The following is a 24,602-nucleotide window of genomic DNA, read 5'->3' on the forward strand; positions in this document are numbered from 1 at the left end:
TCTTGAACGGATCTCTCAGCCGCGGCGCAGCCGCGGGTCGACCAGCAGATAGGCGCCGTCGACAAGGAAGTTGATGACGACGTACAGCGCGGCAATCAGCATCAGATAGGCGGCGATCACGGGCACGTCTACGCCCTGGATCGAGTTGATGAACAGCAGTCCCACGCCCGGCCACTGGAATACGGTTTCGGTGACGATGGCAAACGCGATCAGCGAGCCGATCTGCAGGCCGGTGATGGTCACGACCGGAATCAGCGTGTTGCGCAGCGCATGGCCGTAATGGATGCGCTTCTCGGGCAGGCCGCGCGCGCGCGCGAAACGCACATAGTCGGCACGCAGCGCCTCGAGCATCTCGGCGCGCACCAGGCGCATGATCAGCGTCAGCTTGAACATCGCCAGCGTGCACACCGGCAGCACCAGCGAGGCCCAGCCCGAGGCCGTGAGAAAACCCGTGGTCCAGCCGCCGAGCTGCACGGTGTCGCCGCGGCCGAACGACGGCAGCCATTGCAGCTCGACGGCAAACAGGTAGATCAGGCCTATGCCGATCAGGAACGTGGGCAGCGAGACGCCGACCAGCGACAGCGTCATCAGCGCGCGGCTGAGCCAGGTGTCGCGGCGTATCGCGGTGTAGACGCCGAGAATCACCCCGCCCGTGACGGCCAGCAGCGCCGCGATCAGCGCCAGCTCCAGCGTCGCCGGCAGGCGCTCGGCAATGACTTGGACCACCGGCCGCTTGAGCCGGTAGGAGACGCCGAACTCGCCCTGCAGCACATTGCCCATATAGCGCAGATACTGCACGGCCACGGGCTGGTCGAAGCCCAGCTCGGCAATCACCGCCTGGCGGTCGGCGAGCGAAGCGTCCTCGCCCAGCAGGCTGATCGTCGGGTCGCCGATATGGCGAAAGACCAGGAACGAAATGAAGGACACGGCCAGCAGCACCAGCAACGACTGGCCCAGGCGACGCGCAAACAACAGGGGCATGCAGTCTTCTCGTGGAGTATGGAAGAGTACCGGGCCGGGCGGACGCCGGCCTGGTCACCTGATGGCAGGCCTTATTTTTCGGCCAGCTTGAACAGCTTGAAGTACGGTGTGTTCGACGGATTCACGGGAATGTCGAAGCGGCGCTTCATCGCATAGGTCTGGATCTGGTCGTGCAGCGGCAGATAGATCAGCTCCTTCTGCACCGTGGTCCAGATGTTCCGGATCGTCGCATCGCGCTTCTTGCTGTCGCCTTCCGAGGCCAGCGACACGATCTGCCGGTCGACGGCGTCATTGCTGTAGCGCGTGGCATTGGTCGCGCCGCGCGCGTTCTTGCCGCGCGTGTGCACCAGGTAGTCGAAGATATAGGCCGAGTCATAGGTCGGCACGCCCCAGCCGTAGAGGTAGAAGTCGGTGTCCTGGTTGTTGATCGCGGCCGTCTGGATCGCCAGCGGACGCGACACCACGGTGGTCTTGACGCCCGCGCGGCCCAGGAAGCCGGCGACGGCCTGGCAGATCGCCTCGTCGTTGAGATAGCGGTCGTTGGTGCAGTGCAGCGTGATGCCGAAGCCGTTGGGGTAGCCGGCATCGGCCAGCAGCTTTTTCGCCTGTGCCACGTCGGCCTTGCCGACGGCGCCGAACGCCTTGTCGTAGCCGTGCACGAACGGCGGCGCGATGATGTTGGTCGGCACCGATAGCCCGCGCATCACGGCCTTCTGTATCGCCACGCGGTCGATCGCGAGCTGGAAGGCCTGGCGCACGCGCACATCGGCCAGCGGATTCTTGTCCTTGACGTCGGAGTAGGTCAGCGCCGCCGCGCCCACATTCAGGCCCAGGAAGATGGTGCGGTTTTCCGCGGCCTGGTTGACGCGCAGCTTGGCGTCGGCGCGCAGGCGCGCGATGTCCTGGATGGGCAGGTCCTGCACGAAGTCGACTTCACCCGACAGCAGCGCGGCGACGCGCGTCGCGGGCGACTTGATCGGCAGATAGACCAGTTCGTCTATGGGCAGCGGGAACAGGCCCGTGCCCCAGTAGCCGGGAAATTTCCTCAGCACCGTGCGCACATCGGGCTCGCGCGACACCAGCGTGTAGGGCCCCGTGCCGTTGACGTTGCGCGTGGCGTAGGTCTCTTCCTTGGCCGAAGCCTTCTGCGGCGTTTCCACGCCATGCTTCTTCGCCCAGGCGGCGCTCAGGATCTGGATGTTGATCAGGTTGTCGGGCAGCAGCGGCGTCGTGCCGTTGGTCTTGATGTGGATGGTGAACGGATCGATCTTCACCACGTCGGTGATCGCCACCAGCAGCGAGCGCATGTCCGACGAAGGCGAGCGCGCGCGCTCCAGCGAGAACAGCACGTCGTCGGCGGTGAACAGGCTGCCGTCGTGGAACTTCACGCCCTTGCGCAGCTTGAACTCCCAGACCGATGGGTCGCTGGTCAGCGCCCAGGACGTGGCCAGCGTGGGCTGCAGCTTGCCGTCGGCGGTGCGGATGATCAGCGGCTCGTAGACCTGGTGCAGCAGGTTGTGGTTGGGGCCGTTGTTGAGCGCATGCGGGTCCAGCGTGGAGGCGTCCGTGGAGCGCGCCCAGCGCAGCGTTTCGGCCTGTGCCGCGGCCGCGCCCATCAGGGCCGCCAGCAGAACGCAGGCCACGGCGCTGGCGCGCAGCGGGGCAGAAAAACGGGGGGCAAGGAGTCGTTGATTCATGGGACGAAAGCGCTGGACGCGAAGCGGGAAACAGGCGTGCGCGGCACGCGGTGAGCAGCCGATTCTCGGCAGCGCCGCGCCTGCGCACAACGCAGGAATCCGCATAACCAAATGCGCTTATTCGCCCGGGATGCGGCAGGTCAGGGCGCGAAGCGCTCGCTCAGCAGGCTGAACAGCGCGCGCAGGCCCTGGGCTTCGCCGCCCTTGGGCCGGCCCGGGCGGGCCTCGGTATTCCAGGCATACAGGTCCAGATGCAGCCAGGGAACCTGGGGTGCGACGAAGTCCTCGAGAAACAGCGCCGCGGTGATGGCGCCGCCCATGGGCGTGCTGGCCGCATTCATGGTGTCGGCGCTGTCGGACTTGAGCAGCCGGCGGTACGGCGCCCACAGCGGCAGGCGCCACAGCGGATCGTGCGTGCGCCGGGAATGGGCCAGCAGATCGTCGGCCCAGCCGTCGTGGTTGCTGAACAGCGCCGGCAGCTCCGGGCCCAGCGCCGTGCGCGCCGCGCCCGTGAGCGTCGCCAGATCGATGACCAGCGCCGGCGCCCGAGCGGGATCTTCCACGCCCGGCCGCAGCGCGTGGTGCAGCGCATCGGCCAGCACCAGCCGGCCCTCGGCATCGGTGTTCTCGATTTCCACCAGCCGGCCGCTGCCCGCGCGAATGACATCTCCGGGGCGCAGCGCCAGCGGCCCCACGCCGTTCTCCACCGCGGGCACCAGCAGCGTCAGATGCACGGGCAAGCGCGCCTGCATGATCAGCCCGGCCAGCGCCATTGCATGCGCCGCGCCGCCCATGTCCTTTTTCATCCAGCGCATGCCGGCCGCGGGCTTGAGGTCCAGCCCGCCGCTGTCGAAGCACACGCCCTTGCCTATCAGCACGATGCGCGGCGCCGCGGCATCGCCCCATTCCAGCTGGGCCACGCGCGGCGCCTGCGCGCCCGAGCGGCCCACCGCATGCACCAGCGCGAAGCCCGCGTCGGGCAAGGCCTCGCCGACCCACTCGGTGTACTGCGCGCCGTGTTCCGCGGCCAGCGCCTGCACGGCGGCGGCCAGGGCCTGCGGGCCCAGCTCGTTGGCCGGCAGATTGACCAGCCGGCGGACTTCGGCAACCGCTGCGGCCAGACATTCCATGGCCTGCAAGTCGCCGTCTTTCACCCGCAGCTGCACCGCCTGGCGTTCGGGCGCCAGCGCGCCCAGCGCCCAGCCCAGCTGGCGCAAGGCATCGCGTTCGGCATCTGCCGCCTCATCGCCCGCCGCCACGGCATACACGCCTGCGGGCAGCAGCGGCGGCAATGCGGCCAGCTGCCACAGCGGCTCCGACGGATCAATGCCCACCAGCACGCCGGCGAGGGCGCCATCGGCACCGGGCAGCAACAGAACGCGACCCGCAAGCGGCTCGAAGCCCGTGGTCGCTATCCATTGGCGCTGCAGCGGCGGCAGGCTGCCGAGCAGGCCCGGCCATTGCGCCGCCGAACTCAGATGCAAAGGGATTGCCTGCGCCGGCGCGAGCGCAAAGGCGCCGCGCGACCGCTGGAAAGAGTGATTCATGGTCAGGACCGCTTGGAACAAACCAGCCAAGGTAGCTGTTTTGGCGCCGGCGTCCAAGCGCGATTTTCGGCTAAGCATATGCCCAGCCCCGGGAACCCGTGATGCGTTGTGGTTACCAACAGGGCGCAGCTGCGCCCCACAACAGGATGCCCATGAGCACACCCATTCCCTTGACGCCCCACACCCATGTATCGCTGAGCAGTGCGCGCATAGCCAAGCTCATGGACAGCGACGCCGGGCAGGCCGCCAAGCTCAATGTCTTCGATCGTTTCATCGATCTTTTCCGGTCCCACAGCAAGGAAGTGGCGCTGAAAAATCTGCATGCCATGCTGCACGACGGCGGCACCAGCAACTTCGCGCGCTTCAACCTGCTGTCACAGCTGGCCGCGCCCCACAGCCAGTCGCTGTTCACGCTGAACATCGCCGCCCACCCCAGCGCGCCGCAGCACCACACAGTGGAGTACTGCATCAACGGCGAGCCCATCAAGACCGATACCGTCAATGCGCATGAAAAGGAGTTGATCTGCCTGCATCTGGGCAAGCCCCAGGACACGGCCGTGCAGCAACAGCAGGTCACCACCATAGACCGGCACTGCCTCGACACGCGCCGGCAGATGGCCCAGGTGCGGGACGCGGATTTCTCGGGCGGAGGCGTCAACAAGAAATTCCATGCCGCGAGCGGCTTGCTGCGGGCGGAAAACAGGACAGGCACCGAGGATTTCGACCGGGAACTCGCGCTCACCGCCTATGCCGAAGATCGGCCGGAGCTTGCCGGCTATATCTCCACGCAGAAGAAAGTCACCGATACGGCCCAGCTGCACCGCGCGCTGAGCGCACGCCACGCCTATGCCGTGGTCGACATCTATGACCCCGCGCATGTCGCGAGCCATGAAATGGACCGGTGCATCGACAGCCTGTCACGCGATCAGACCAAGAGCCTGCTGGCGCAACTCGTCGACATGGCGCGCGTGCTCTACAAGAACCAGGTGGCGCACCGCGATCTGCACATGCACAACCTGCTCGTGCACGAGATCAAGGACACCGGCAGCGTGCATCTCAAAGCGATCGACTTCGGTCGTGTGGCCATGGCCGAGGACTTCGAGGCCAGGAAGTTCGAGGACATCGACTACCTGTTCGGCAAGCAGGGCGCGACGCTGCTGGAGACCTTTGGCCGCAACCATCTGGCGCGCGCCGGCTCGGAAGTGGAGATGAAGCACTATCCCATCCACAAGCTCTGCGAGAAATTCAACGCCAAGGGCATTGCGCTGGCCCCTGTGCTGTCCCGCATAGGCGCGCACCTCAAGAGCGACCTTCTGCATGCGGGCGCGGACCAGGCCCTGGTGGATGCGGCATTCCATAAGGCATCGCAGTCGCTGCAGCTGTGCTTTGCCCAGCTGCAGCCGCGCACCGAAGGAATCCGCTTTGCCTAGGCTGGCGTGGCTTGCGGGTACGCGGCCACGGCCGAGATCATGCCCCCGCCCAGGCAGACATCGCCGTCATACAGCACGGCCGACTGGCCTGGCGTGACCGCCCATTGCGGCTCGGGGAAGTCAAGGCGGAAGGTCTCGCCCGCGGCCCCGCTGATGACCGCCGGTGAATCGGGCTGGCGATAGCGTGTCTTGGAGCCATAAAGGCCGGGCGCGGGCGGCTCGCCCGCGACCCAGCTCGCGTTGTCGGCGTCGAGCTGCAGCGACAGCAGCCAGGGATGGTCATGGCCTTGGACCACGCGCAGGATGTTCTTGTCGAGCTCCTTGCGCGCGACAAACCAGGGGTGGTGTTCACCGCCGCCGCGCTGCGCGCCTTTTTCCTTGATGCCGCCAATGCCCAGGCCCTGGCGCTGGCCCAGCGTGTAGAACGACAGGCCTTGGTGCCGGCCCAGCTTGCGGTCGCGGTCGTCGAGGATCCAGCCCGGTTCCTTGCTGATGTAGCGGTTGAGGAAGTCGCGGAACGGCCGCTCGCCGATGAAGCAGATTCCGGTCGAGTCCTTCTTCTTCGCGTTGGGCAGGCCGATTTCCTCGGCAATGCGCCGCACTTCGGTCTTGTGCAGCTCGCCCACGGGGAACAGCGTCTTGGACAGCTGGGCCTGGTTCAGGCGGTGCAGGAAATAGCTCTGGTCCTTGGCCGGGTCCAGGCCCTTGAGCAGCTCGAAGCGCTGCGTCTGCAGGTTCTGGCGCACGCGCGCATAGTGGCCGGTGGCGATCTTCTCTGCGCCCAGGCGCATCGCGTGGTCCAGAAACGCCTTGAACTTGATTTCGGCGTTGCACAGCACGTCGGGGTTGGGCGTGCGCCCGGCCTGGTACTCGCGCAGGAACTCGGCGAACACCCGGTCCTTGTACTCGGCCGCGAAGTTCACATGCTCGATCTCGATGCCGATTACGTCGGCCACGGCCGCGGCGTCGACGAAGTCGACGTTCGACGAACAGAATTCGCTGTCGTCGTCATCTTCCCAGTTCTTCATGAAGATGCCGACCACGTCATGGCCTTGCTGCTTGAGCAAATAGGCGGTCACCGCCGAATCCACGCCGCCTGAAAGGCCCACCACCACCCGATGCTTTGTCATAGGTGTGCGATTATCCCAGCGCGCCACCCGCAACGGTGTGGTGGGGACAAATACAGGACAAGCAATGGAATTGCGGCAGCTGCGCTACTTTGTGCGCATCGTGGAAATGGGCTCTATGAGCCGCGCGGCGCGCGAGCTCGACGTCGTGCAGTCGGCGCTGAGCCAGCAGATCACGCGGCTCGAGAGCGAGCTCGCCGTGCGCCTGCTGCAGCGCACGCCGCGCGGCGTCGTGCCCACCGAGGCCGGTGTCGCGTTCTTTCGCGAAGCCCAGCTCGCGCTGCGCCACGCCGACCAGGCCGTGCGCAGCGCCCAGCAGTCGCGGCTGTCTGGGTCGGTGAGCATGGGACTGGCGCCGACCACGGCCACCATCCTCGCGCTGCCGCTGATGCAGGCCATGCGCACGCGCTACCCCGACGTGCGCCTGCACATGGTCGAAAGCATGTCGGGCCATCTGGCCGAAATGCTCAATGCGCGCGCGCTCGACATGGCCGTGCTGTTCGATTCGCGCCTGCACGGCAGCGAGGCCGGCCCGGCCGGGTCGGGCCAGTCGCGCCCGGGCGGCAGGCGCTGGCAGGTGCATCCGCTGATCGAGGAGAGGCTGTTCCTGATACGCTCGCGCCGCCACCCGCAGATCGGCGTTCTGCCCGCGTCCATGGCGCTGGCCGATCTCGCGCTCGAGCCCCTGATTCTGCCCACGGGCCAGCACGGCCTGCGCAGCACGCTCGACACCGCGTTCGCCCAGGCGCGCTTCACGCCGCATGTGGTGCTCGAGGTCGATTCGCTGTCGATGGTGATGGCGGCTGTCGACGCAGGCCTGGGTTCTTCGCTGCAGCCCTGGGCGGCCATGGGTCGTTTCGAGGACGCGGCCCAGCGTTTCGAGTCGGCACTGATCACCGACAAGGACGCGCAGCGCACCAACCTGCTGTGCAGCCTGTCCGAGGACGAGCTGTCGCCGGCCGCGCTGGCGGCGCGCGTGGTGCTGGTCGACTGCGTGCGCGAACTCGTGCAGTCGGGCGCCTGGAGCGGTACCTCGCCCATCCATCACGATAACTGATACCCCCATGCACTGAGCCCCCTGCACCGGGGCCGGGTTGATTCCTACAGTTGAGCTCCCCACGAGAGAGACTGCAAGGAGAATTCCCATGGACACCGATGTTCTGGTCATCGGTGGTGGCAACGCCGCCCTTTGCGCCGCCCTGATGGCGCGCGAAGCAGGTGCGCGCGTGCTGCTGCTGGAGTCCGCACCCCGCGAATGGCGCGGCGGCAACTCCGCCCACACGCGCAACCTGCGCTGCATGCACGACGCGCCGCAGGACGTGCTCGTTGAAGCCTACCCCGAGGAAGAGTTCTGGCAGGACCTGCTCAAGGTCACGGGCGGCATCACCGACGAACACCTCGCGCGCCTGGTGATACGCGCCTCCTCCACCTGCCGCGACTGGATGCGCCGCCATGGCGTGCATTTCCAGCCGCCGCTGTCGGGCGCGCTGCATGTCGCGCGCACCAACGCTTTCTTCATGGGCGGCGGCAAGGCCCTGGTCAACGCCTACTTCCGCAGCGCCGAGGCGCTGGGCGTGGAGATCCGCTACGAGTCGCCCGTGGACCGGCTGGAGATAGACAACGGCCGCTTTGTCGCCGCCTGGTGCAATGGCCAGCGCATCACCGCCAAGAGCTGCGTGCTCGCGGCCGGCGGCTTCGAGTCCAACCGCGAATGGCTGCGCGAGGCCTGGGGCCAGAATGCGCGCGGCGAATGGCCTTCGGACAACTTCCTGATACGCGGCACGGCCTACAACAAGGGCGTGCTGCTGCGCCACCTGCTCGACGAGCACCAGGCCGACCGCATCGGCGACCCTACCCAGGCCCACATGGTGGCGATCGACGCGCGCGCGCCGCTGTATGACGGCGGCATCTGCACGCGCATCGACTGCGTCTCGCTGGGCGTGGTCGTCAACCGCGACGCCGAGCGCTTCTACGACGAAGGCGAGGATTTCTGGCCCAAGCGCTATGCGATCTGGGGCCGGCTCGTCGCCCAGCAGCCGGGCCAGGTCGCGTACTCGATCATCGACGCCAAGGCCATAGGCCGCTTCATGCCGCCGGTGTTCCCAGGCATCACCGCCAACAGCCTGCCCGAACTCGCCGAGAAGCTGGGTCTGGACCCCGCGACCTTCACGCGCACGCTGGACGCATACAACGCGGCCTGCCGCGTCGGCCGGTTCGACCACACGGCGCTCGACGACTGCCACACCGACGGCGTCGCGCCCGCCAAGACCCACTGGGCCAGGCCCATAGACACCGCGCCGTTCTACGGCTACGCGCTGCGCCCGGGCGTGACCTTTACCTACCTGGGGCTCAAGGTCGACGACACCACGGCCGTGCGCTTCGCGGGCCGGCCCAGCAGCAACCTGTTTGTCGCCGGCGAAATGATGGCCGGCAACGTGCTGGGCAAGGGCTACACGGCCGGCGTGGGCATGTCCATAGGCACGGCCTTCGGCCGCATCGCCGGACGCAACGCGGCCCTGGCCGCACAAGGCCAGCCAGCCGTCGCTGGCGCCGTCAAAGATTAGGAATCCGCCCCATGCAAACCCTGCAATCCCTGACCGAGGACGCCAAGGCGCTGGCCAACGGCCTGCCCGTGACCGCCGCCAAGTCGCCCGCCAAGGTCATTCCCATCCAGGTGATCTCCGCCGAAGCAGAAGTCGCGCGCGCGCTGCAGATCTGCAATGCCTGCCGCTACTGCGAAGGCTTTTGCGCGGTGTTTCCGGCGATGACGCGCCGGCTCGAATTCGGCACGGCCGACGTGCACTACCTCGCCAACCTGTGCCACAACTGCGGCGCCTGCCTGCACGCCTGCCAGTACGCGCCGCCGCACGAGTTCGCGGTCAACATCCCCAAGGCCATGGCCGAGGTGCGCGGCAAGACCTATGCCGACTACGCCTGGCCACCCGCGCTGGGCAGCCTCTACCAGCGCAACGGCCTGACGCTGTCGCTGGCCCTGGTCGCGGCGCTGACGCTGTTCCTGGTGCTGGCCGTGGTGCTGCAGGGCAATGGCCTGGCCGCGCTGTGGGGCGCCGATCTGGGCGGCAACTTCTACCGCCTGTTCCCGCACAACCTGCTGGTGGGCATGTTCGCGCCGGTGTTCCTGTTCGTGGTGTTCGCGCTGTTCATGGGCGTGCGCCGCTTCTGGAAAGAGGTCAAGCCCGCGACCGGCGGTGCCGATGTCGGCAGCGCCGCGGCCGCCGAGGCGACCTCGGACGTGCTGCGCCTCAAATACCTCGACGGCGGCCACGGCCAGGGCTGCAACAACGAAGACGACGCCTACACCCAGCAGCGCCGCCGCTGCCACCACCTGACGTTCTACGGCTTCATGCTGTGCTTTGCCGCGACCAGCCTGGCCACGGTCTACCACTATGTGTTCGGCTGGGCCGCGCCCTACGACCTGCCCAGCCTGCCCAAGATCCTGGGCGCGGTCGGCGGCCTGAGCCTGATGCTGGGAACGGCCGGCCTGTGGCGGCTGAACTTCAAGCGCCATCCCCAGCATGGCGATGCTCGGCAAAAACCCATGGACCTGGGCTTCATCGCGCTGCTGTTTGTCGTCAGCGCCAGCGGACTGGCGCTGTGGCTGGGACGCGGCACGCCTGCTCTGGCGCTGCTGCTGTGCCTGCACCTGGGCGCGGTGATGGCGCTGTTCGCCACGCTGCCCTACGGCAAGTTCGCGCACGGCGTGTTCCGCACTGCGGCGCTGCTGCGCCACAACACCGAAAAACGCCAGCCCAACCCCATAGGACTGGGCGCGGACTGAAGGTCCCGGCCCGGCCCTTCCTGTGTATTTCCACAATAACGACTACGAGACTCCCCACATGCAACGTCGCACGCTTCTTCATACCGCCATGCTTGCCTCCTCGGCACTGGCCTTTGGCGGCCTTTCCCAGGCCCAGGACTTCCCGCCCAAGAAGGCCGTCACCCTGGTCGTGGGCTTTGCGGCCGGCGGCGCCGCCGACGCGGCCGCGCGCCTGATCGCCAAGAAGCTCGGCGAGAACATAGGCCAGTCGGTGGTGGTGGAAAACAAGGGCGGCGCGGGCGGCAACATCGCCCATGGCCAGGTCGCGAATGCCGCGGCCGACGGCTCGGTGATCCTGTTCGGCTCGGTCGGCCCGCTGACCATCGCGCCGCACCTGATGAAGCTCAACTACGACCCGTTCAAGGACCTGGCGCCGATTTCGGGCGGCGTGAACTTCCCCAACGTGCTGGTGGTGCACAAGGGCGCGGGCGTGAAGACGCTCAAGGAGTTCGTTGCACTGGCCAGGAAAAGCCCGGGCAGCGTCGACTATGCGTCCTCGGGCGCGGCCTCGGCCTCGCATCTCGCGGGCGAGCTGTTCAACCAGCGCGCGGGCGTCGAAATGGTGCATGTGCCCTACAAGGGCGGCGCGCCCGCGCTGCAGGATCTCCTGGGCGAGCGCGTGACCAGCTACTTTGCGGCCCCGCCCACGGCCCTGCCCCATGTGGAAACCGGCAAGCTGATTCCCCTGGCCACGACCGGGCTCACGCGTCCGGCCTACATGCCCAACATTCCCACCGTGGCCGAAGCCGGCTACCCGGGCTTTGAAGCGCTCAACTGGTATGCGTTTGTCGGCCCGGCAAAGACGCCTACGGCCATCCTGGACCGCTGGAACCGCGAAATCGTCAAGGTGCTGGGCGACGACGAAGTCAAAAAAGCCCTGCAGGCGCACGGCCTCACGCCCCAGCCGACCACGCGCAAGGAACTCGCGGCCTTCATGCAGAAGGAATACGAGCAATGGGGCAAGGTGGTGCGCGAACGCAAGCTCACGATGAACTGAAACCGGGAGCGTCGCCGGCAAGCGCTGTGGATAACTTATCCACAGGCCGCTCTCCAGGCTTCAAAGGCTGGGATCGCCGGGCAACTGGTCCGCGGGCAGCAGGCCCGCGGGGCGCCGGCCGCCGGAGCGCGTGTCGGGGCCGCGGCCGGAGGGGCTGCGGCTGGTCGGCCCCGGCACCTCATAGACGCTGGCGTCCACATGCAGCAGCGACAGGTCGAAGCGCTGGCCCGCGAGATAGTCCTTCACCGACTGCAGCACCACCGGGCTGCGATGCCGCGCCGCGCTCGACTCGAGTTCGGCCAGCGTCATCCAGACCGTGCGCAGCACGCCATCGTCAAGCGGGCGCTCGGGATGGTGGGTGCCGAGCTCGCCGGTGAACGCAAAGCGCACATAGGTGATGTCGGCACCGGTGCGCGTGCGCGTGAAGCGGTTCATGTAGATGCCCACCAGCGCCGTGGGCGTGAAGCTGAAGGCGGTTTCTTCCAACACTTCGCGCGCGCAGGCATCGATGGGGGATTCGGCAGGATCGAGATGCCCCGCAGGGACATTGAGTTTCAGCCCGTCGGCCGTCTCTTCTTCGACCAATAGGAAGCGTCCATCTCTTTCGATGATGGCGGACACGGTGACATTGGGTTTCCAGCGATCAGGCATATCCAGCATTATCGCCAGACTCGCCGTGTACGGACTATGTGTGATCCGCAACAAACACCCGTTGCATATAGACAGCGTCTGCGCCATAGCTTGCCAGCCGCTGCAATTGGCCCTGCTCCTGCAGCGCCTGCGGGCGGTAGCCGTGGCGGCGCCAGTAATCCTGCGTGCCCTGCACCGACACCAGCGACGACTGCCGTATGCCGCGCTCGCGCGCCAGCGCCCACAGCGGCGCCAGCAGACGGTCGGCCAGGCGCTGGCCGGCATGGTCGGGGTGCACCGCCATGTCGTGCAGATACAGCACGTCGGGCGTGGCGCAGCGGTCGAAGTCGCCATGCAGGGGCGTGACCTTGCCAGCCAGCGACCAGTAGGCCGCTAGATAGGCCAGCAACTCCCCGCCGCGCTCGACCACCAGGGAACACTGGGCGGGACTGGCGAGCCGACGCGCATAAACGCTTTCGCTTTCGGCGTAGCCAACGCCGTAGCAGGCGTACTGGATCGCCATCAGCGCACCCAGGTCGCCAGACTGCAGCGGCCGCACCCGGCAAGGCAAAAGTTCGTTCAAAGCCGGCATCGGTTCACAAGCAACTGTATTCAAGGGGCAAAAACCCCGAAAACGGGGCAAATCCCGCCATTATCCGCGCGGCGCCGCAAACCTGCAGTGCCATGCAGATCGATCATGCGGCGTGGCTATGACGCCGTTGCAGGCAATCAATTGGACGACTCAATTGAGAATGAATATCATTTGATTCAATTCATCGCCAAGGAATCCGCATGACCCGTCTTCTCAACCTGTTCCACGCCCACCAACCGACGCTGTTGAAGACCGGCAGCTACTACCTGATCCATATTGCAGTCGCGGCCTGCGTGGCCTATGCGGTCACGCGCAACTTCTGGGCTTCGCTGACGCTGAGCCTGCTCGAGCCCACGGTGCAAGCCGTTGCGTACTTCTTCCACGAAAAGGCCTGGAACCGCGCCCAGGCGCGCAAGGCCTTGCAGCCTGCGCTGGGAGCGGCGCAATGAACGCCAGGCTTGGAACGCGCGCAACCTCATCGGGCTTCGCTGCCTGGGCCACGCAATGTCTCGCGGCCTGGGCGAGCGTCGCCTAGATCACTTCTTGCCGTCGAGCTCGTGCTTGCTGCCGTCGCCGCGCGCGTCGGTGATGCCGCTCGCATAGCCTGCGGCCGGGCTGGAACCGCCATCGGCCTGGCCGTCGTCCTTGGCGCCTTCCGGAGCGATCACCGCGCGCGGCGGCACGGGCACAGCCGCCGGCAGCGATTGCGCGGCGGCGATGCGTACCGGATAGTGCGGCGTGGGCTGGGGATTGGAATCGGCAAGCAGGGGCGCGCGTGGCAGCGGCTGGTCGAACGCGGGCAGCTGCGCCATGGGGTGGCTGGCAGAGGTTGCACCGGACTGCGGGCTGCAACCGACCAGCGCCGCTGCAGCAATGCAGGCGGCAAGAGCAAGGAAATGAGAGCGCATTACAGGTTCCTCCATTGAACAGCGCCTGCGGCGCGTCATCCACCGCCCGCAGGCCAGGCTCCCATCATGTCTGCAAACGGCGGCGCGGTCTGCAGGACAAATGCCCCGGCCGCCGCGCCTGCCGTTCAGTCCAGCGTGATGTTGGCGTTCTTGATCACCGCGCGCCACTTGGCGACTTCGACCTTGAGGAAGTCGGCGGATGCGGCGGGCTTGAGCGCCGACGGCAGCACGCCCATGGCGTCGAGCTTGGCCTTGACCACGGGATCCGGCAGGGCCTTGGCGATCTCGGCGTACAGGCGGTCGACGATGGGCTGGGGCGTTCCAGCGGGCACGGCGGCGAGGAACCAGGCATCGGCCTGGAAGCCCTTGAGGCCTTGTTCGTCCATGGTCGGCACGTCGGGCAACGACGCCAGGCGCTCGTTGTGCGCCACGGCCAGCGCGCGCAGCTTGCCGGCCTTGAGCTGGGAATCGATGGTCACCGCGGTCAGGAAGCCGAAGTCGGTCTCACCCGCGACCAGGGACACCACGGAAGGTGCGCTGCCCTTGTAGGGGATATGGCTGATCTTGACCTTGGCCTGCATCGCATACAGCTCGGCGCCCAGATGGTTGGGGCCGCCCGTGCCCGACGAAGGGTAGTTGAGCTTGCCGGGATTGGCGCGCGCCGCGGCCGTCAGTTCGGCCATGGACTTGAACGGGCTTTGCGCGCCCACGGTCAGCACCAGCGGGCTGCGCGCGACCAGGCTCACGGCCGTGAAGTCCTTCAATGGGTCGTAGGGCAGCTTGGTGTAGAGGCCGGGCGCCATGGCCATGCAGCCCACATCGCCGAGCACGATGGTGTAGCCGTCGGCAGGCGCCTTGGCGACCTGGTCGCAGCCCAGCGTGCCGTTGGCGCCGGGTTTGTTCTCGACCACCACGTTCGCATTCATGTTCTCGCCCATCTTCTGCGCCAGCAGGCGGCCCAGGATGTCGGTGGAGCCGCCCGCCGAGTACGGCACGACCAGGCGTATGGGCTTGGTCGGATAGCCCGTGGGGCTCGCTGCCTGCGCCCAGGTACCGACCAACGCGGCGGCGGTCACGGCACCGCCCAGCACCATGCGCAGGGTCGCGCGGCGGGTGGTGGCGGGAGCGGAAGAAAGGCGGGAAGTGGGCAGCGACATGAATTCCTCTTAATGCGGGTTAGCGTTATTACCGACCAGGAGCATAACGCGGTTTGATCCATACAAAAATGCATGGAGCAGTGCATGTCGCGCATGGTTTTGCCCCAGCTTGGTGCACCCTCTCTGTCCAGTTGCCGACAGTCGGCATTTGACCTTGTGGCGCCGGCCGACCGTGTTCCGTTTTTGATAGCGCTGAGCCTACAATGAGGCATATACGGAGTGATCCATGCAACCGGGCAGGTCGGGCAACTGTTGCCTCAGCGGCCTGTACGCAGGTACGGCAACGCAGGCCCGATGGCGTGGGCCACTCTCATAAAAGCGATCCGTCAGGCCTGCCTAAGCCTGCACTGCGGATTGGATTCACTCTCGAGCTGGAGACGCTTGATGTCCGACAATACGGTCCCCCCTACCCCCATCGACAAACGTGCCCTGCTGCGCCGCGCAGCGCTGGAGTACCACGAGTTTCCCAAGCCCGGCAAAGTGGCCATTGCGGCGACCAAGCCCATGGCCAATCAGCACGATCTTGCCCTGGCCTACTCTCCCGGCGTGGCCGCGCCCTGCGAGGAAATCGTCAAGGACCCGAACGCCGCGTTCAAATACACCAGCCGGGGCAATCTGGTCGGCGTGATCTCCAATGGCACGGCCGTGCTGGGCCTGGGCGACATCGGTGCGCTGGCCTCCAAGCCGGTCATGGAAGGCAAGGGCGTGCTGTTCAAGAAGTTCGCCGGTGTCGATGTCTTCGACATCGAGATCGATGAAAAGGACCCGCAGAAGCTCGTCGAAGTGATCGCCGCGCTCGAACCCACGTTCGGCGCGATCAACCTGGAGGACATCAAGGCCCCCGAGTGCTTCTATGTCGAACGCGAACTGCGCAAGCGCATGAAGATCCCGGTCTTCCATGACGACCAGCACGGCACGGCGATCACCGTGGCCGCGGCCATGATCAATGCGCTCAAGGTCGCCAACAAGAAGATCGAGGAAGTGACGCTGGTCGCCTCGGGCGCGGGCGCCGCGGCGCTCGCCTGCCTGAACCTGCTGCTCAAGGTCGGCCTGCGCCGCGAGAACGTGTTCGTGACCGACCTCGCCGGCGTGGTCTACACGGGCCGCCTCGAACTGATGGACGAAGACAAGGCGCAATTCGCGCGTGATACCGACAAGCGCAAGCTCGCCGAGGTCATGGTCGGCGCGGATGTGTTCCTCGGCCTTTCGGCTGGCGGAGTGCTCAAGCCGGAAATGGTTGCCACCATGGCCACGCGTCCCGTGATCTTTGCGCTGGCCAACCCCAATCCGGAAATCACGCCAGAAGACGTCAAGTCTGTGCGCGATGACGTCATCATGGCCACCGGACGCACCGATTACCCGAACCAGGTCAACAACGTCCTGTGCTTCCCGTACATCTTCCGCGGCGCGCTCGACTGCGGCGCGACGACCATCACGCTCGAAATGGAAATCGCGGCAGTGCACGCGATCGCCGACCTCGCACAGGCTGAACAGAGCGAGGAAGTCGCGGCAGCCTATGCGGGCGAGCCGCTGGTCTTCGGCCCTGAATACCTGATTCCCAAGCCTTTCGACCCGCGCCTGATGATGAAGATCGCGCCGGCCGTGGCCCAGGCCGCGGCCGATTCGGGCGTGGCCCAGCGTCCCATCCAGGACATGGATGCCTACCGCGAGCACCTGCAGACGTTCGTCTATGCGTCGGGCACGACGATGAAGCCGATCTTCACCGCGGCCAAGAATGCCACGCGCAAGCGCGTGGCCTATGCAGAAGGCGAGGAAGAGCGCGTGCTGCGCGCCGCGCAGATCGTGGTCGACGAGCGAGTCGCGCGCCCCACGCTGATCGGCCGTCCGGCCATCATCGCCCAGCGCATCGTGAAATTCGGCCTGCGCCTGGAGCAGGGTCGCGACTACGACGTGGTCAACGTCGAGGACGACCACCGCTACCGCGACTTCTGGCAGACCTACCACCGCATGACCGAGCGCAAGGGCATCACCGCGCCCATCGCCAAGATCGAAATGCGCCGCCGCCTGTCGCTGATCGGCGCCATGCTGCTGCACAAGGGTGAAGTCGACGGCCTGATCTGCGGCACCTGGGGCCAGGTCACGCACCATCTGAACTACATCGATCAGGTGCTGGGCAAGCGCGCCGGCGTGCAGACCTTTGCCTGCATGAACGGCCTGCTGCTGCCCGACCGCCAGGTGTTCCTGGTCGACACCCATGTGAACTACGACCCCACGGCCGAGCAGCTGTGCGAGATCACCATCATGGCCGCCGAGGAAATGATGCGCTTCGGCATCAAGCCCAAGTGCGCGCTGCTGAGCCATTCGAACTTCGGCTCCAGCGACCAGCCCACCGCGCTCAAGATGCGCGCCACGCTGGAGCTGCTGCGCGTACAGGCCCCATGGCTCGAGGTCGACGGCGAAATGCATGGCGACGTCGCGCTCAACGGCAAGGCGCGCGCGGCGCTGATGCCCCACAGCACGTTGGTCGGCGACGCCAACCTGTTGGTGCTGCCCAACATCGACGCGGCCAACATTTCCTACAACCTGCTCAAGACCGCGGCGGGTGGCGGCATCGCCATCGGCCCGGTGCTGCTTGGCGCGGCCCAGCCGGTGCATGTGCTCACGCCAAGCGCCACGGTGCGCCGCCTGGTCAACATGACGGCCCTCACGGTGGCCGACGCCAACGCCGCCCGTTAAGCCATCTTCCAGGTCGGACGCGGCCTGTCGGAAATGTAAGCGCCTGCCCAAAATTTGGGCAGGCGCTTGCTTTTTGGGGGGTGATGCGGCACACTAGCAGGTCGAAATTTCAGGCATAACCTGAGTTTCTGAAAGGTGTTTTTGATGCTGAAGGCTGTCGCCGCCCGTTGTTTGCAGACCGGTTTTGCGATCGTTTTAGGGACAGCCTGTGCCGTTGCGCCACTGATGGCTTCAGCGCGCGGCGCCGAGCCGTCTCCTGACCTGTCCACCATTGCGCTGTCCGAATTGCCTCCACAAGGGCGAGCGACGCATGGGCTGATCCGCGCAGGCGGGCCTTTCCCCCATGCCAAGGACGGCAGCGTCTTTGGCAATCGCGAACGCATCCTGCCCAGCCGCAAAAGGGGCTATTACCGGGAATACACCGTCAAGACGCCGCGCTCGCAAGACCGCGGCGCACGGCGCATCGTCTGCGGCGGTCCGCCCCAGACGCCCGATGCCTGTTATTACACCCGCGACCATTACGCCAGTTTTTACTACATCATCGAATGAAGCCGCAACCGACACCCGCCGCCGTTGGCCGCGAAGGGTGCCTTGATGGCCCCTCTTATTTTTCGCAACCGGGCGACAGCTTGTTTGCCGCCCCTGTGGACAGCCTAGTCAAAGAAAGAACCACGGAGATGGAAACGCCACTTCGTAAGAACCCTGACCTCCCATTGCGCAATGTGCGCCAGAACATCGTGCAGTCCATCCGCGCCTATCGCGTGCAGGACCTGCAGGATGCGGCGAGGGTTCTGGGCAACCATTTCCTGTATGCCAATCTGGCCCATGCCCAGACCAAGCAGGACATTCTGGATCTGATCGCCACCCAGTTCATGTTTCCGGCCCACTTCGGCAAGAACTTCGACGCACTCTACGACTGCCTGACCGACCCACTGCACAAGGCCGGGCCGCAACCCGGCTTCATCCTGGTGCTCGATCAGATTCCGACCACCACCAAGTTCGACAAGGAAGTGCGCGAGCAACTGCTCGACAGCTTCCGCGATGCGGCTGACTACTGGGCCGAGCGCAAGGTCTCGTTCCGCTGCTTCTACTCGTTCCTCTGATCGCGCCAGCGATGCAACCGTGAAAAAGCCCCTCGCGGGGCTTTTGTGTGTTATCCGGCGCGGCCTACGTGCGCGGCCAGCGCCACGTATTCGTCCACGGACACCTCCTCGGCGCGGCGCTTGACGTCGAAGTCGCCCGCATAGGCCTTCTCTTCGAGCCAGCGACCCAGCGTATGGCGCAGCAGCTTGCGGCGCTGACTGAAGGCCACCTGCACCATCTCTTCGAGCAGACGCTTGTTGACCGGCGCGGGCGCGGCGCGCGGCACCATGCGCACCACGGCGCTGTTGACCTTGGGCGGCGGATCGAAGCTCTCGGGCGGCACGAACAGCACTTCCTGCATCTCATAGCGCCATTGCAGCAGCACCGACAGACGGCCGTAGGCCGCGGTCGAAGGCTTGCCCACCATGCGGTCTATGACTTCCTTCTGCAGCATGAAATGCTGGTCCTGGATCAGTTCCACATACTCGAGCAGATGGAACAGGATGGGCGTGGAGATGTTGTAGGGCAGGTTGCCGACCACGCGCAGCTTCTGCGTCTGCAGCTTCTGCGCCACGGCGGCGAAATCGACCTTGAGCACATCGGACTCGATCACATCGAGCTGCTGGTGCAGACGCAGGCGGAACGCCAGGTCGCGGTCCAGCTCGATCACGGTGATGCGGCCCAGGCGCTCGACCAGCGGCTGGGTCAGGGCCATCAGGCCGGGACCGATCTCGACCATGGGATCGCCGGCTTTGGGATCGATCGCGTCGACAATGGCATCGATGATGCCGCCATCGGTCAGGAAATTCTGACCGAAGCGTTTACGGGGAATGTGTTTCAAACCTAAACCTTATTGCGGGGGATCGCGGTACTCGACGTAGGCGCGACCGCGGACTTCCTGGACCCAGGTGGCATAGGCCTTGTCCAGCTTCTGTTCACGCACGATGTTGCGCAGCGCGTCGCGCTGCTCGCGCGGCGTCAGTGTCGCCTGGCGGCGGTCGATCAGCTGGATCAGGTGCACGCCGAAGCGCGACACCACCGGCGCACTGACTTCGCCCGGCTTGAGCTGGTTCAGCACTTCCTCGAATTCAGGCACGAAGGCGCCAGGACCGGCCCAGCCGAGATCGCCGCCTTGCTTGGCGCTGCCATCCTGCGAATATTCGCGCGCCAGATCTTCGAAACGCGCCTGGCCCGCCTGCACGCGGCGGCGGTAATCGGCCAGACGTTCGGCCGCCTGGCCTTCGTTGAGCTGGTCGGATGGGCGCAGCAGAATGTGGCGCGCATGGTTCTGCGTGACCACGGTGGCCATGCCCTGCTGCGAACGGTCTATCACCTTGAGCAAGTGGAAGCCCGCACCCGAGCGCACAGGACCGACCACGGAGTTCTTGGGCGAGGATGCCACGGCGCGCGTGAACAGCTCGGGATAGCGATCCGCGGGGCGCAGGCCCAGCACGCCGCCTTCCTTGGCCTCGGGGGCGTCGGAATATTCGCGCACCACGGCAGCGAAGTCCTGGCCCGCGTTGAGCTTCTCGAGCGCTTCGCGCGCACGCGCCTCGCGCTGGGCGATGACGGCGGGCGAAGCGTTCTCGGGCACGGCAATGAACACATGGCCCAGGTTCAGCGTCATGTTGGAGGTGTCGCCGCTCGCACGCTGCTCCTTCAGATACTGGTCGATGTCGAGTTCGCTCACGCGCACCCGGCCATCGACTTCACGCTCGCGCAGGCGCTGCAGCAGCAGCTGGTTGCGCAATTCCTCGCGAAAACGCTTGGCACTGATGCCGTCGGCCGCGAGCCGCGACATCATCTGTTCGAGCGACAGGCTGTTCTGGCGCGCGACGTTCTGCGCGGCCTGGTCGAGCGCGTAGTCATCGACCTTGATGCCTTGCTCGCGCGCGGTCTGCAGCTGCGCCTTCTCGAGAATCAGGCGCTCGAGCACTTCACGCGCCAGCACGTTCTCGGGCGGCAGCTGCCCACCCTGGGCCGCGATGGACTGGGCCACGCGCGCCATGCGCTCACGCACTTCGGAATTGGTCACGGGCTCGGAATTGACCACGGCCACGATGAAGTCCGCCGAACGCACGCCGGTATTGCCCGGAACGGCGCGGGCGCTGCCGTCCAGCGCCTTTGACAGGGAAGCGGCCGGCCCGCCGGACAGACGCAGGCCCTGGGCCTGCACGCCCACGGCGGCAAAAGTGGCCAGGCACACGAGGCCGATGGCAAAGGTGCGAGGGGTCAAGGAAGAAAGACGCATGAGCTGTGCTTTGTTTAATCGTAATTGCTGAAGCGGCTGGGCGTGGCGGTGGTCTGACGCAAGGCCTGGTAGCGAGGGATATTGTCCTTCAAGCTCTGCAAGGGGTTGGCACCCAGGCTCAAGCGCGAGAAGCCGACGAACTCGACCTGGAACAGCAACCGGGTATTCGAGGTGGTCACACTGCTTTGCAGGCGCTCGAGCACGACCCGGCCGACCCAGCAGCAGCTGTCATATTCGAAGCCCACCACGGTATCGACGAGCTTGCGATCCTGCAGACTGTAATTCAACCGGCCCACAGAGTACCAGCGCCCGCCGTCGCGGCCTTTGTCCTCGGTCGCCCAAGGGTTACGTATGGGCCATTGCCAGCCCACGTCGACCTGCTCGCTGGTGCCGCGCTGCAGGCGGTAGGCCGCGCTGATCGTGCGGTAGTTGCCCGGGCTGTAGCGCGCGCCCACGGTCGTGCGTTCCGAGTGGCCGGTCTCGCGGTTGTATTGCACGGCCGCGTCGAGCGCCCACTGGGGCGTCCAGTTGACGGACGCGCCGAACAGGATGTCGGACAGCCGGTCGGTCGCCGGCACTTCGCCCGGCAGGGTCACGCGCTGGTCGGAAAAGCGCACGCGCTGGGCCACGCCGAAGCGCGCGGACTCGGCGCCGGTGTCGGCATCGATGAAACGCGTGGTCAGACCCAGGGTCAGCAGGTTGTTGTCCGCGAGACGGTCATGTCCGCTGTAGCTGTTGTCGCTGTAGATCGTCGCCAGGTTGAAGTCGTTGAGCGCGGTGTCGTACACCGGCAGCATGTTCTGGGCGCGGTACGGCGTATAGGTATAGAAGGCGCGCGGCTCCAGCGTCTGCAGCAGGCTGCGCCCGAACAATGCGGTCTCGCGCTCGAATATCAGGCCGCTGTCCAGGCTCACCGTGGGCAGGGTACGCCCGGACGATGTCATGCCGTTGCTCAGCGGATTGTCGAACTGGTACTGCGTCGCGTGCAGCTTGAGCTTGGGCGTGAAGAACGCGCCCGGCGAAAGGAACGGACGGCTGAGTTCAGCCATCAGATAACTGCGCTGGGCGTTGACCTGGCGGGTCAGCAGGGGATCGGCTTCGAAGCGCGTGGTATCGGCCTCGACCGTCAGGTCCAGGCCGCCGCCCAGGTTCAGCGGCGTATAGCGCCATTGCAGCTGCGGCATGCGGTCATAGGGCGGCATGATCGGCGAGGCCACGTCCTGCAGCGTCTGCCATTTGAGCGTGCGCAGCATCAGCGACGTGTCCTGTCCGCCCCAGCTCAGGATGGCGTCGCTGGGCAGCAGGCGGGAATTGAGCGTCCGGTCGGTGTCGCGCCGCGTGAAGTCGCGCCAGTAATTGTTGTCGCTCACGCGGTTGAGGTTCAGGTTCAAACCGAGCCCGCCCCAGGGCGAGGCAATCTGGCCCTGGTGCTGCAGCTTATAGGCCCAGCGGTCGCGGTCGCGCAGCCGGTCGCCCGGCATGTAATCGAGGCGCACCTTGCCCTGGTAGGTGGGCTCGAGGTAGCGGAACTCGGCGCCCAGGTTCACACCGCGCTTGGTCATCAGCGTGCTCGACAGCGTCGCGTCGCGGTTGGGCGCGAGATTCCAGTAGTAGGGCTGGGTGTATTCAAAGCCGCTGACGTTGTCCAGACCTATGGTAAGCGGCAGCAGGCCCGACTTGCGCTGGTCCGACAGCGGAAAGCTCACCACCGGAATCGGCAGCACCGTGACGCCCTTGAACTGCAGCTTGGCGCCACGCGCATAGCCGACCTGCTCGCCCTGATCCAGATGGATGGAGTCGGCCTTGAGCATCCAGTCGGGTTGCCAGCTGGCCTCGTTGTCGCGCTGGCAGGTGGTGTAGGTGGCGTTGTAGACGATGGAACGCTCGCGGTCCAGGAACTCCACCTGGGACGCGTCGCCATGCGCCTGCGTGGCCAGGAAACGGTAGTTCGCATCCGTGAAGTTGCCGCGGAAGGCGTCGACTTCCAGATCGAGCCGGTTGCCGTCGAAGACATTGCCCGCACGGTTGATGTGCACCTGGCCTTCGGCCTGCAGCCGGTCATCGGCGACCGTGTATTCCATGCGGTTGGCACGGACAATCGTGTCGCTGCGGCGCAGTTCGGCATGGCCATCGATCACGGCGCGCACGTCGGCCTGGCCCGCAATCGAGTCGCCGCGCACATATACCGGCTGCAACGGCCGCGCGGCTTCGGGAATCCGCTCCTGCAGCATCGGGGTGGAGCGCAGCACCGGCGCGGGCAGCGGGTCTGCAGGGTCGGCCTGGGCCTGGGCCAGCGTGGGCAGGCCGGCCCAGGCCAGGGCCATCCACCACACCAGGGGGCGGACGGCCGGCAGGCCAGACGACAGCTGCCGCCGGGGCAGCGGGCAGGACGTGGGCACGGCTATGGATTGCTGGCGAGAAGGCACGGTGGGCGAAAAGGTGGAAAGCTGAGGGGCCAATGCCTGCACGCGGGCAAGCAGGCGAGTTTGTAGAATCCGATTATCCATGAGCCACCCCATCTCCCCCATTGCCAGCGTTGAATGGCCCAATGCCGAACGCCAAGCCGCTTTTGCGGCCTGGCTCGCCCCTCTTGTCAGTTTGCATCAGCTCCAGCCTGAAAGCCTGCGTCCCGCGTCGGCCGATGCGAGCTTTCGCCGTTATCTGCGACTGGACTGCGCCGGCGGCGCCAGCCTGATCGTGATGGACGCGCCGCCCGACAAGGAAGACTGCGCGCCTTTCGTCAAAGTACAGGCGCTGCTCGCCGACGCCGGTCTCAAGGTGCCCGACATTCTGGCCTGGGACCAGGCCCAGGGCTTCATGCTGCTGAGCGACCTGGGCTCGCAGACCTTGATCGAACGCCTGGACCCGGCCGCGCCGCGCGACGCCGAAGCATGGTACCGCCAGGCCACGGACACGCTGCTGACCTGGCAACTGGCCTCGCGCCCCGGCGTGCTGCCCGTCTATGACGAAGCCCTGCTGCGCCGCGAACTGGCGCTGTTCCCCGACTGGTATCTGGCCAAGCACAAGGGCGTGACACTCGCCGGCAAGCAGCAGGAAACGCTGTCCAAGGCCTTCGACGCCATCGTCGCGCAGAACCTGTCCGTGCCCAGCGTCTACGTGCACCGCGACTTCATGACGCGCAACCTGATGCTGCCGCAAACCGCGGGCGGCCCGCTGGGCGTGCTCGACTTCCAGGACGCGGTCTACGGCCCCGTCACCTATGACATCGCGAGCCTGCTGCGCGACGCGTTCATCAGTTGGGAAGAGGATTTCCTCATCGACATCTGCGTGCGCTACTGGGAAAAGGCGCGCAAGGCCGGCCTCGTGGGCGCGACCAGCGCCACGGGCTGGGGCGATGACTTCGGCGAGTTCTACCGCGCCGTCGAGTGGATGGGCCTGCAGCGCCATTTCAAGGTGGCCGGCATCTTCGCGCGCCTGACGCTGCGCGACGGCAAGCCCAAGTACCTGGCCGACACGCCGCGTTTCATTCATTACATCCGCGCCACCGCCGACCGCTACCGCCAGCTGGGCCCGCTGCTCAAGGTGATCGACGAGATCGAGAACATCCAGGCCGTAGAGGGCTACGCGTACGGAAGGATGTAAGCCGATGGCAGCATTTGCTTGCTGCTATTGCCGTTCCACACATAAAAGCGGGTGCCTGGCGCCC

21 protein-coding genes are annotated in these 24,602 nt (G+C 66.1%); 10 read left to right on the forward strand and 11 right to left on the reverse strand.

Annotation, left to right across the window (positions count from 1 at the left end; genetic code table 11):
• Nucleotides 1-15: 15 nt before the first annotated feature.
• The 3 genes from ACSVDO_RS20740 to ACSVDO_RS20750 all read right to left on the reverse strand — a co-directional run bounded on the left by ACSVDO_RS20740 (nt 16) and on the right by ACSVDO_RS20750 (nt 4,225).
• The gene (locus ACSVDO_RS20740; RefSeq protein WP_489594387.1) at nt 16-981 is read right to left on the reverse strand and encodes an ABC transporter permease; all 966 of its coding nucleotides are present in this window, start codon (nt 979-981) and stop codon (nt 16-18) included.
• A gap of 71 nt (nt 982-1,052) precedes the next feature.
• Nucleotides 1,053-2,678, reverse strand: a complete 1,626-nt coding sequence (locus tag ACSVDO_RS20745) for an ABC transporter substrate-binding protein (RefSeq protein ID WP_489594389.1) — start codon at nt 2,676-2,678, stop codon at nt 1,053-1,055.
• Between the two features lie 140 nt (nt 2,679-2,818).
• A complete protein-coding gene (locus ACSVDO_RS20750) occupies nt 2,819-4,225 on the reverse strand; it encodes a leucyl aminopeptidase family protein (protein WP_489594390.1) in 1,407 nt (468 codons plus the stop codon).
• 152 nt (nt 4,226-4,377) lie between these two features.
• Between ACSVDO_RS20750 and ACSVDO_RS20755 the strand changes: the two genes are divergently transcribed.
• A complete protein-coding gene (locus ACSVDO_RS20755) occupies nt 4,378-5,655 on the forward strand; it encodes a hypothetical protein (protein ID WP_489594392.1) in 1,278 nt (425 codons plus the stop codon).
• Here ACSVDO_RS20755 and mnmA read toward each other — a convergent pair.
• Nucleotides 5,652-6,785: a tRNA 2-thiouridine(34) synthase MnmA gene (gene mnmA / locus ACSVDO_RS20760; RefSeq protein ID WP_332536430.1), complete on the reverse strand. Its 1,134-nt coding sequence runs from the start codon at nt 6,783-6,785 to the stop codon at nt 5,652-5,654. The two genes, ACSVDO_RS20755 and mnmA, sit on opposite strands and share 4 nt — an antisense overlap.
• 64 nt (nt 6,786-6,849) lie before the next feature.
• On the opposite strand from mnmA, the gene ACSVDO_RS20765 reads away from it, so the two are divergent.
• The 4 genes from ACSVDO_RS20765 (at nt 6,850) to ACSVDO_RS20780 (ending at nt 11,617) form a co-directional block, all read left to right on the forward strand.
• Nucleotides 6,850-7,839: a LysR family transcriptional regulator gene (locus ACSVDO_RS20765; protein WP_489594394.1), complete on the forward strand. Its 990-nt coding sequence runs from the start codon at nt 6,850-6,852 to the stop codon at nt 7,837-7,839.
• A gap of 88 nt (nt 7,840-7,927) precedes the next feature.
• Nucleotides 7,928-9,346, forward strand: a complete 1,419-nt coding sequence (tcuA, locus tag ACSVDO_RS20770; RefSeq protein WP_332536427.1) for an FAD-dependent tricarballylate dehydrogenase TcuA — start codon at nt 7,928-7,930, stop codon at nt 9,344-9,346.
• 11 nt (nt 9,347-9,357) lie between these two features.
• A complete protein-coding gene (gene tcuB, locus ACSVDO_RS20775) occupies nt 9,358-10,581 on the forward strand; it encodes a tricarballylate utilization 4Fe-4S protein TcuB (protein WP_489594397.1) in 1,224 nt (407 codons plus the stop codon).
• Nucleotides 10,582-10,639: 58 nt separating this feature from the next.
• On the forward strand, nt 10,640-11,617 hold the full coding sequence (locus ACSVDO_RS20780) for a Bug family tripartite tricarboxylate transporter substrate binding protein (RefSeq protein ID WP_489594398.1): 978 nt from the start codon (nt 10,640-10,642) through the stop codon (nt 11,615-11,617).
• A 60-nt stretch (nt 11,618-11,677) separates the two neighbouring features.
• On the opposite strand, the gene ACSVDO_RS20785 is transcribed toward ACSVDO_RS20780, so the two are convergent.
• Complete coding sequence (locus tag ACSVDO_RS20785; protein ID WP_332536422.1) at nt 11,678-12,268, reverse strand: NUDIX hydrolase; 591 nt, start codon at nt 12,266-12,268, stop codon at nt 11,678-11,680.
• Nucleotides 12,269-12,302: 34 nt separating this feature from the next.
• On the reverse strand, nt 12,303-12,839 hold the full coding sequence (locus ACSVDO_RS20790; RefSeq protein ID WP_489594399.1) for a GNAT family N-acetyltransferase: 537 nt from the start codon (nt 12,837-12,839) through the stop codon (nt 12,303-12,305).
• A gap of 200 nt (nt 12,840-13,039) precedes the next feature.
• On the opposite strand from ACSVDO_RS20790, the gene ACSVDO_RS20795 reads away from it, so the two are divergent.
• Nucleotides 13,040-13,288, forward strand: a complete 249-nt coding sequence (locus ACSVDO_RS20795; RefSeq protein ID WP_332536418.1) for a DUF2061 domain-containing protein — start codon at nt 13,040-13,042, stop codon at nt 13,286-13,288.
• A gap of 87 nt (nt 13,289-13,375) precedes the next feature.
• On the opposite strand, the gene ACSVDO_RS20800 is transcribed toward ACSVDO_RS20795, so the two are convergent.
• Nucleotides 13,376-13,747 carry a hypothetical protein gene (locus ACSVDO_RS20800; protein ID WP_332536416.1) on the reverse strand — a complete coding sequence of 124 codons (372 nt, stop codon included), beginning with the start codon at nt 13,745-13,747 and terminating at the stop codon, nt 13,376-13,378.
• 125 nt (nt 13,748-13,872) lie between these two features.
• Complete coding sequence (locus tag ACSVDO_RS20805) at nt 13,873-14,904, reverse strand: Bug family tripartite tricarboxylate transporter substrate binding protein (RefSeq protein ID WP_489594402.1); 1,032 nt, start codon at nt 14,902-14,904, stop codon at nt 13,873-13,875.
• A 384-nt stretch (nt 14,905-15,288) separates the two neighbouring features.
• On the opposite strand from ACSVDO_RS20805, the gene ACSVDO_RS20810 reads away from it, so the two are divergent.
• The 3 genes from ACSVDO_RS20810 to ACSVDO_RS20820 all read left to right on the forward strand — a co-directional run bounded on the left by ACSVDO_RS20810 (nt 15,289) and on the right by ACSVDO_RS20820 (nt 18,704).
• Nucleotides 15,289-17,601, forward strand: coding sequence for an NADP-dependent malic enzyme (locus tag ACSVDO_RS20810; RefSeq protein WP_489594404.1), 2,313 nt, complete (start codon nt 15,289-15,291; stop codon nt 17,599-17,601).
• A 144-nt stretch (nt 17,602-17,745) separates the two neighbouring features.
• Nucleotides 17,746-18,150: a guanyl-specific ribonuclease gene (locus ACSVDO_RS20815; RefSeq protein ID WP_489594405.1), complete on the forward strand. Its 405-nt coding sequence runs from the start codon at nt 17,746-17,748 to the stop codon at nt 18,148-18,150.
• 128 nt (nt 18,151-18,278) lie between these two features.
• Nucleotides 18,279-18,704 (forward strand): barstar family protein, encoded by a 426-nt coding sequence (locus ACSVDO_RS20820; protein ID WP_332539046.1) that lies wholly within the window; start codon nt 18,279-18,281, stop codon nt 18,702-18,704.
• A gap of 50 nt (nt 18,705-18,754) precedes the next feature.
• Here the strand turns inward: ACSVDO_RS20820 and rsmA are convergent, their stop codons facing one another.
• Genes rsmA through ACSVDO_RS20835 form a run of 3 tightly spaced genes read right to left on the reverse strand, consistent with a single transcriptional unit; the run spans nt 18,755 to nt 23,259 of the window.
• Nucleotides 18,755-19,525: a 16S rRNA (adenine(1518)-N(6)/adenine(1519)-N(6))-dimethyltransferase RsmA gene (gene rsmA / locus ACSVDO_RS20825; protein WP_489594407.1), complete on the reverse strand. Its 771-nt coding sequence runs from the start codon at nt 19,523-19,525 to the stop codon at nt 18,755-18,757.
• Between the two features lie 9 nt (nt 19,526-19,534).
• A complete protein-coding gene (locus tag ACSVDO_RS20830; protein WP_442881529.1) occupies nt 19,535-20,935 on the reverse strand; it encodes a peptidylprolyl isomerase in 1,401 nt (466 codons plus the stop codon).
• 14 nt (nt 20,936-20,949) lie between these two features.
• The gene (locus ACSVDO_RS20835; protein WP_332547552.1) at nt 20,950-23,259 is read right to left on the reverse strand and encodes an LPS-assembly protein LptD; all 2,310 of its coding nucleotides are present in this window, start codon (nt 23,257-23,259) and stop codon (nt 20,950-20,952) included.
• Nucleotides 23,260-23,440: 181 nt separating this feature from the next.
• Between ACSVDO_RS20835 and ACSVDO_RS20840 the strand changes: the two genes are divergently transcribed.
• Nucleotides 23,441-24,538 (forward strand): aminoglycoside phosphotransferase family protein, encoded by a 1,098-nt coding sequence (locus tag ACSVDO_RS20840; RefSeq protein ID WP_332539044.1) that lies wholly within the window; start codon nt 23,441-23,443, stop codon nt 24,536-24,538.
• Nucleotides 24,539-24,602: the final 64 nt, after the last annotated feature.

This window comes from Comamonas sp. DB36, from assembly GCF_057914905.1.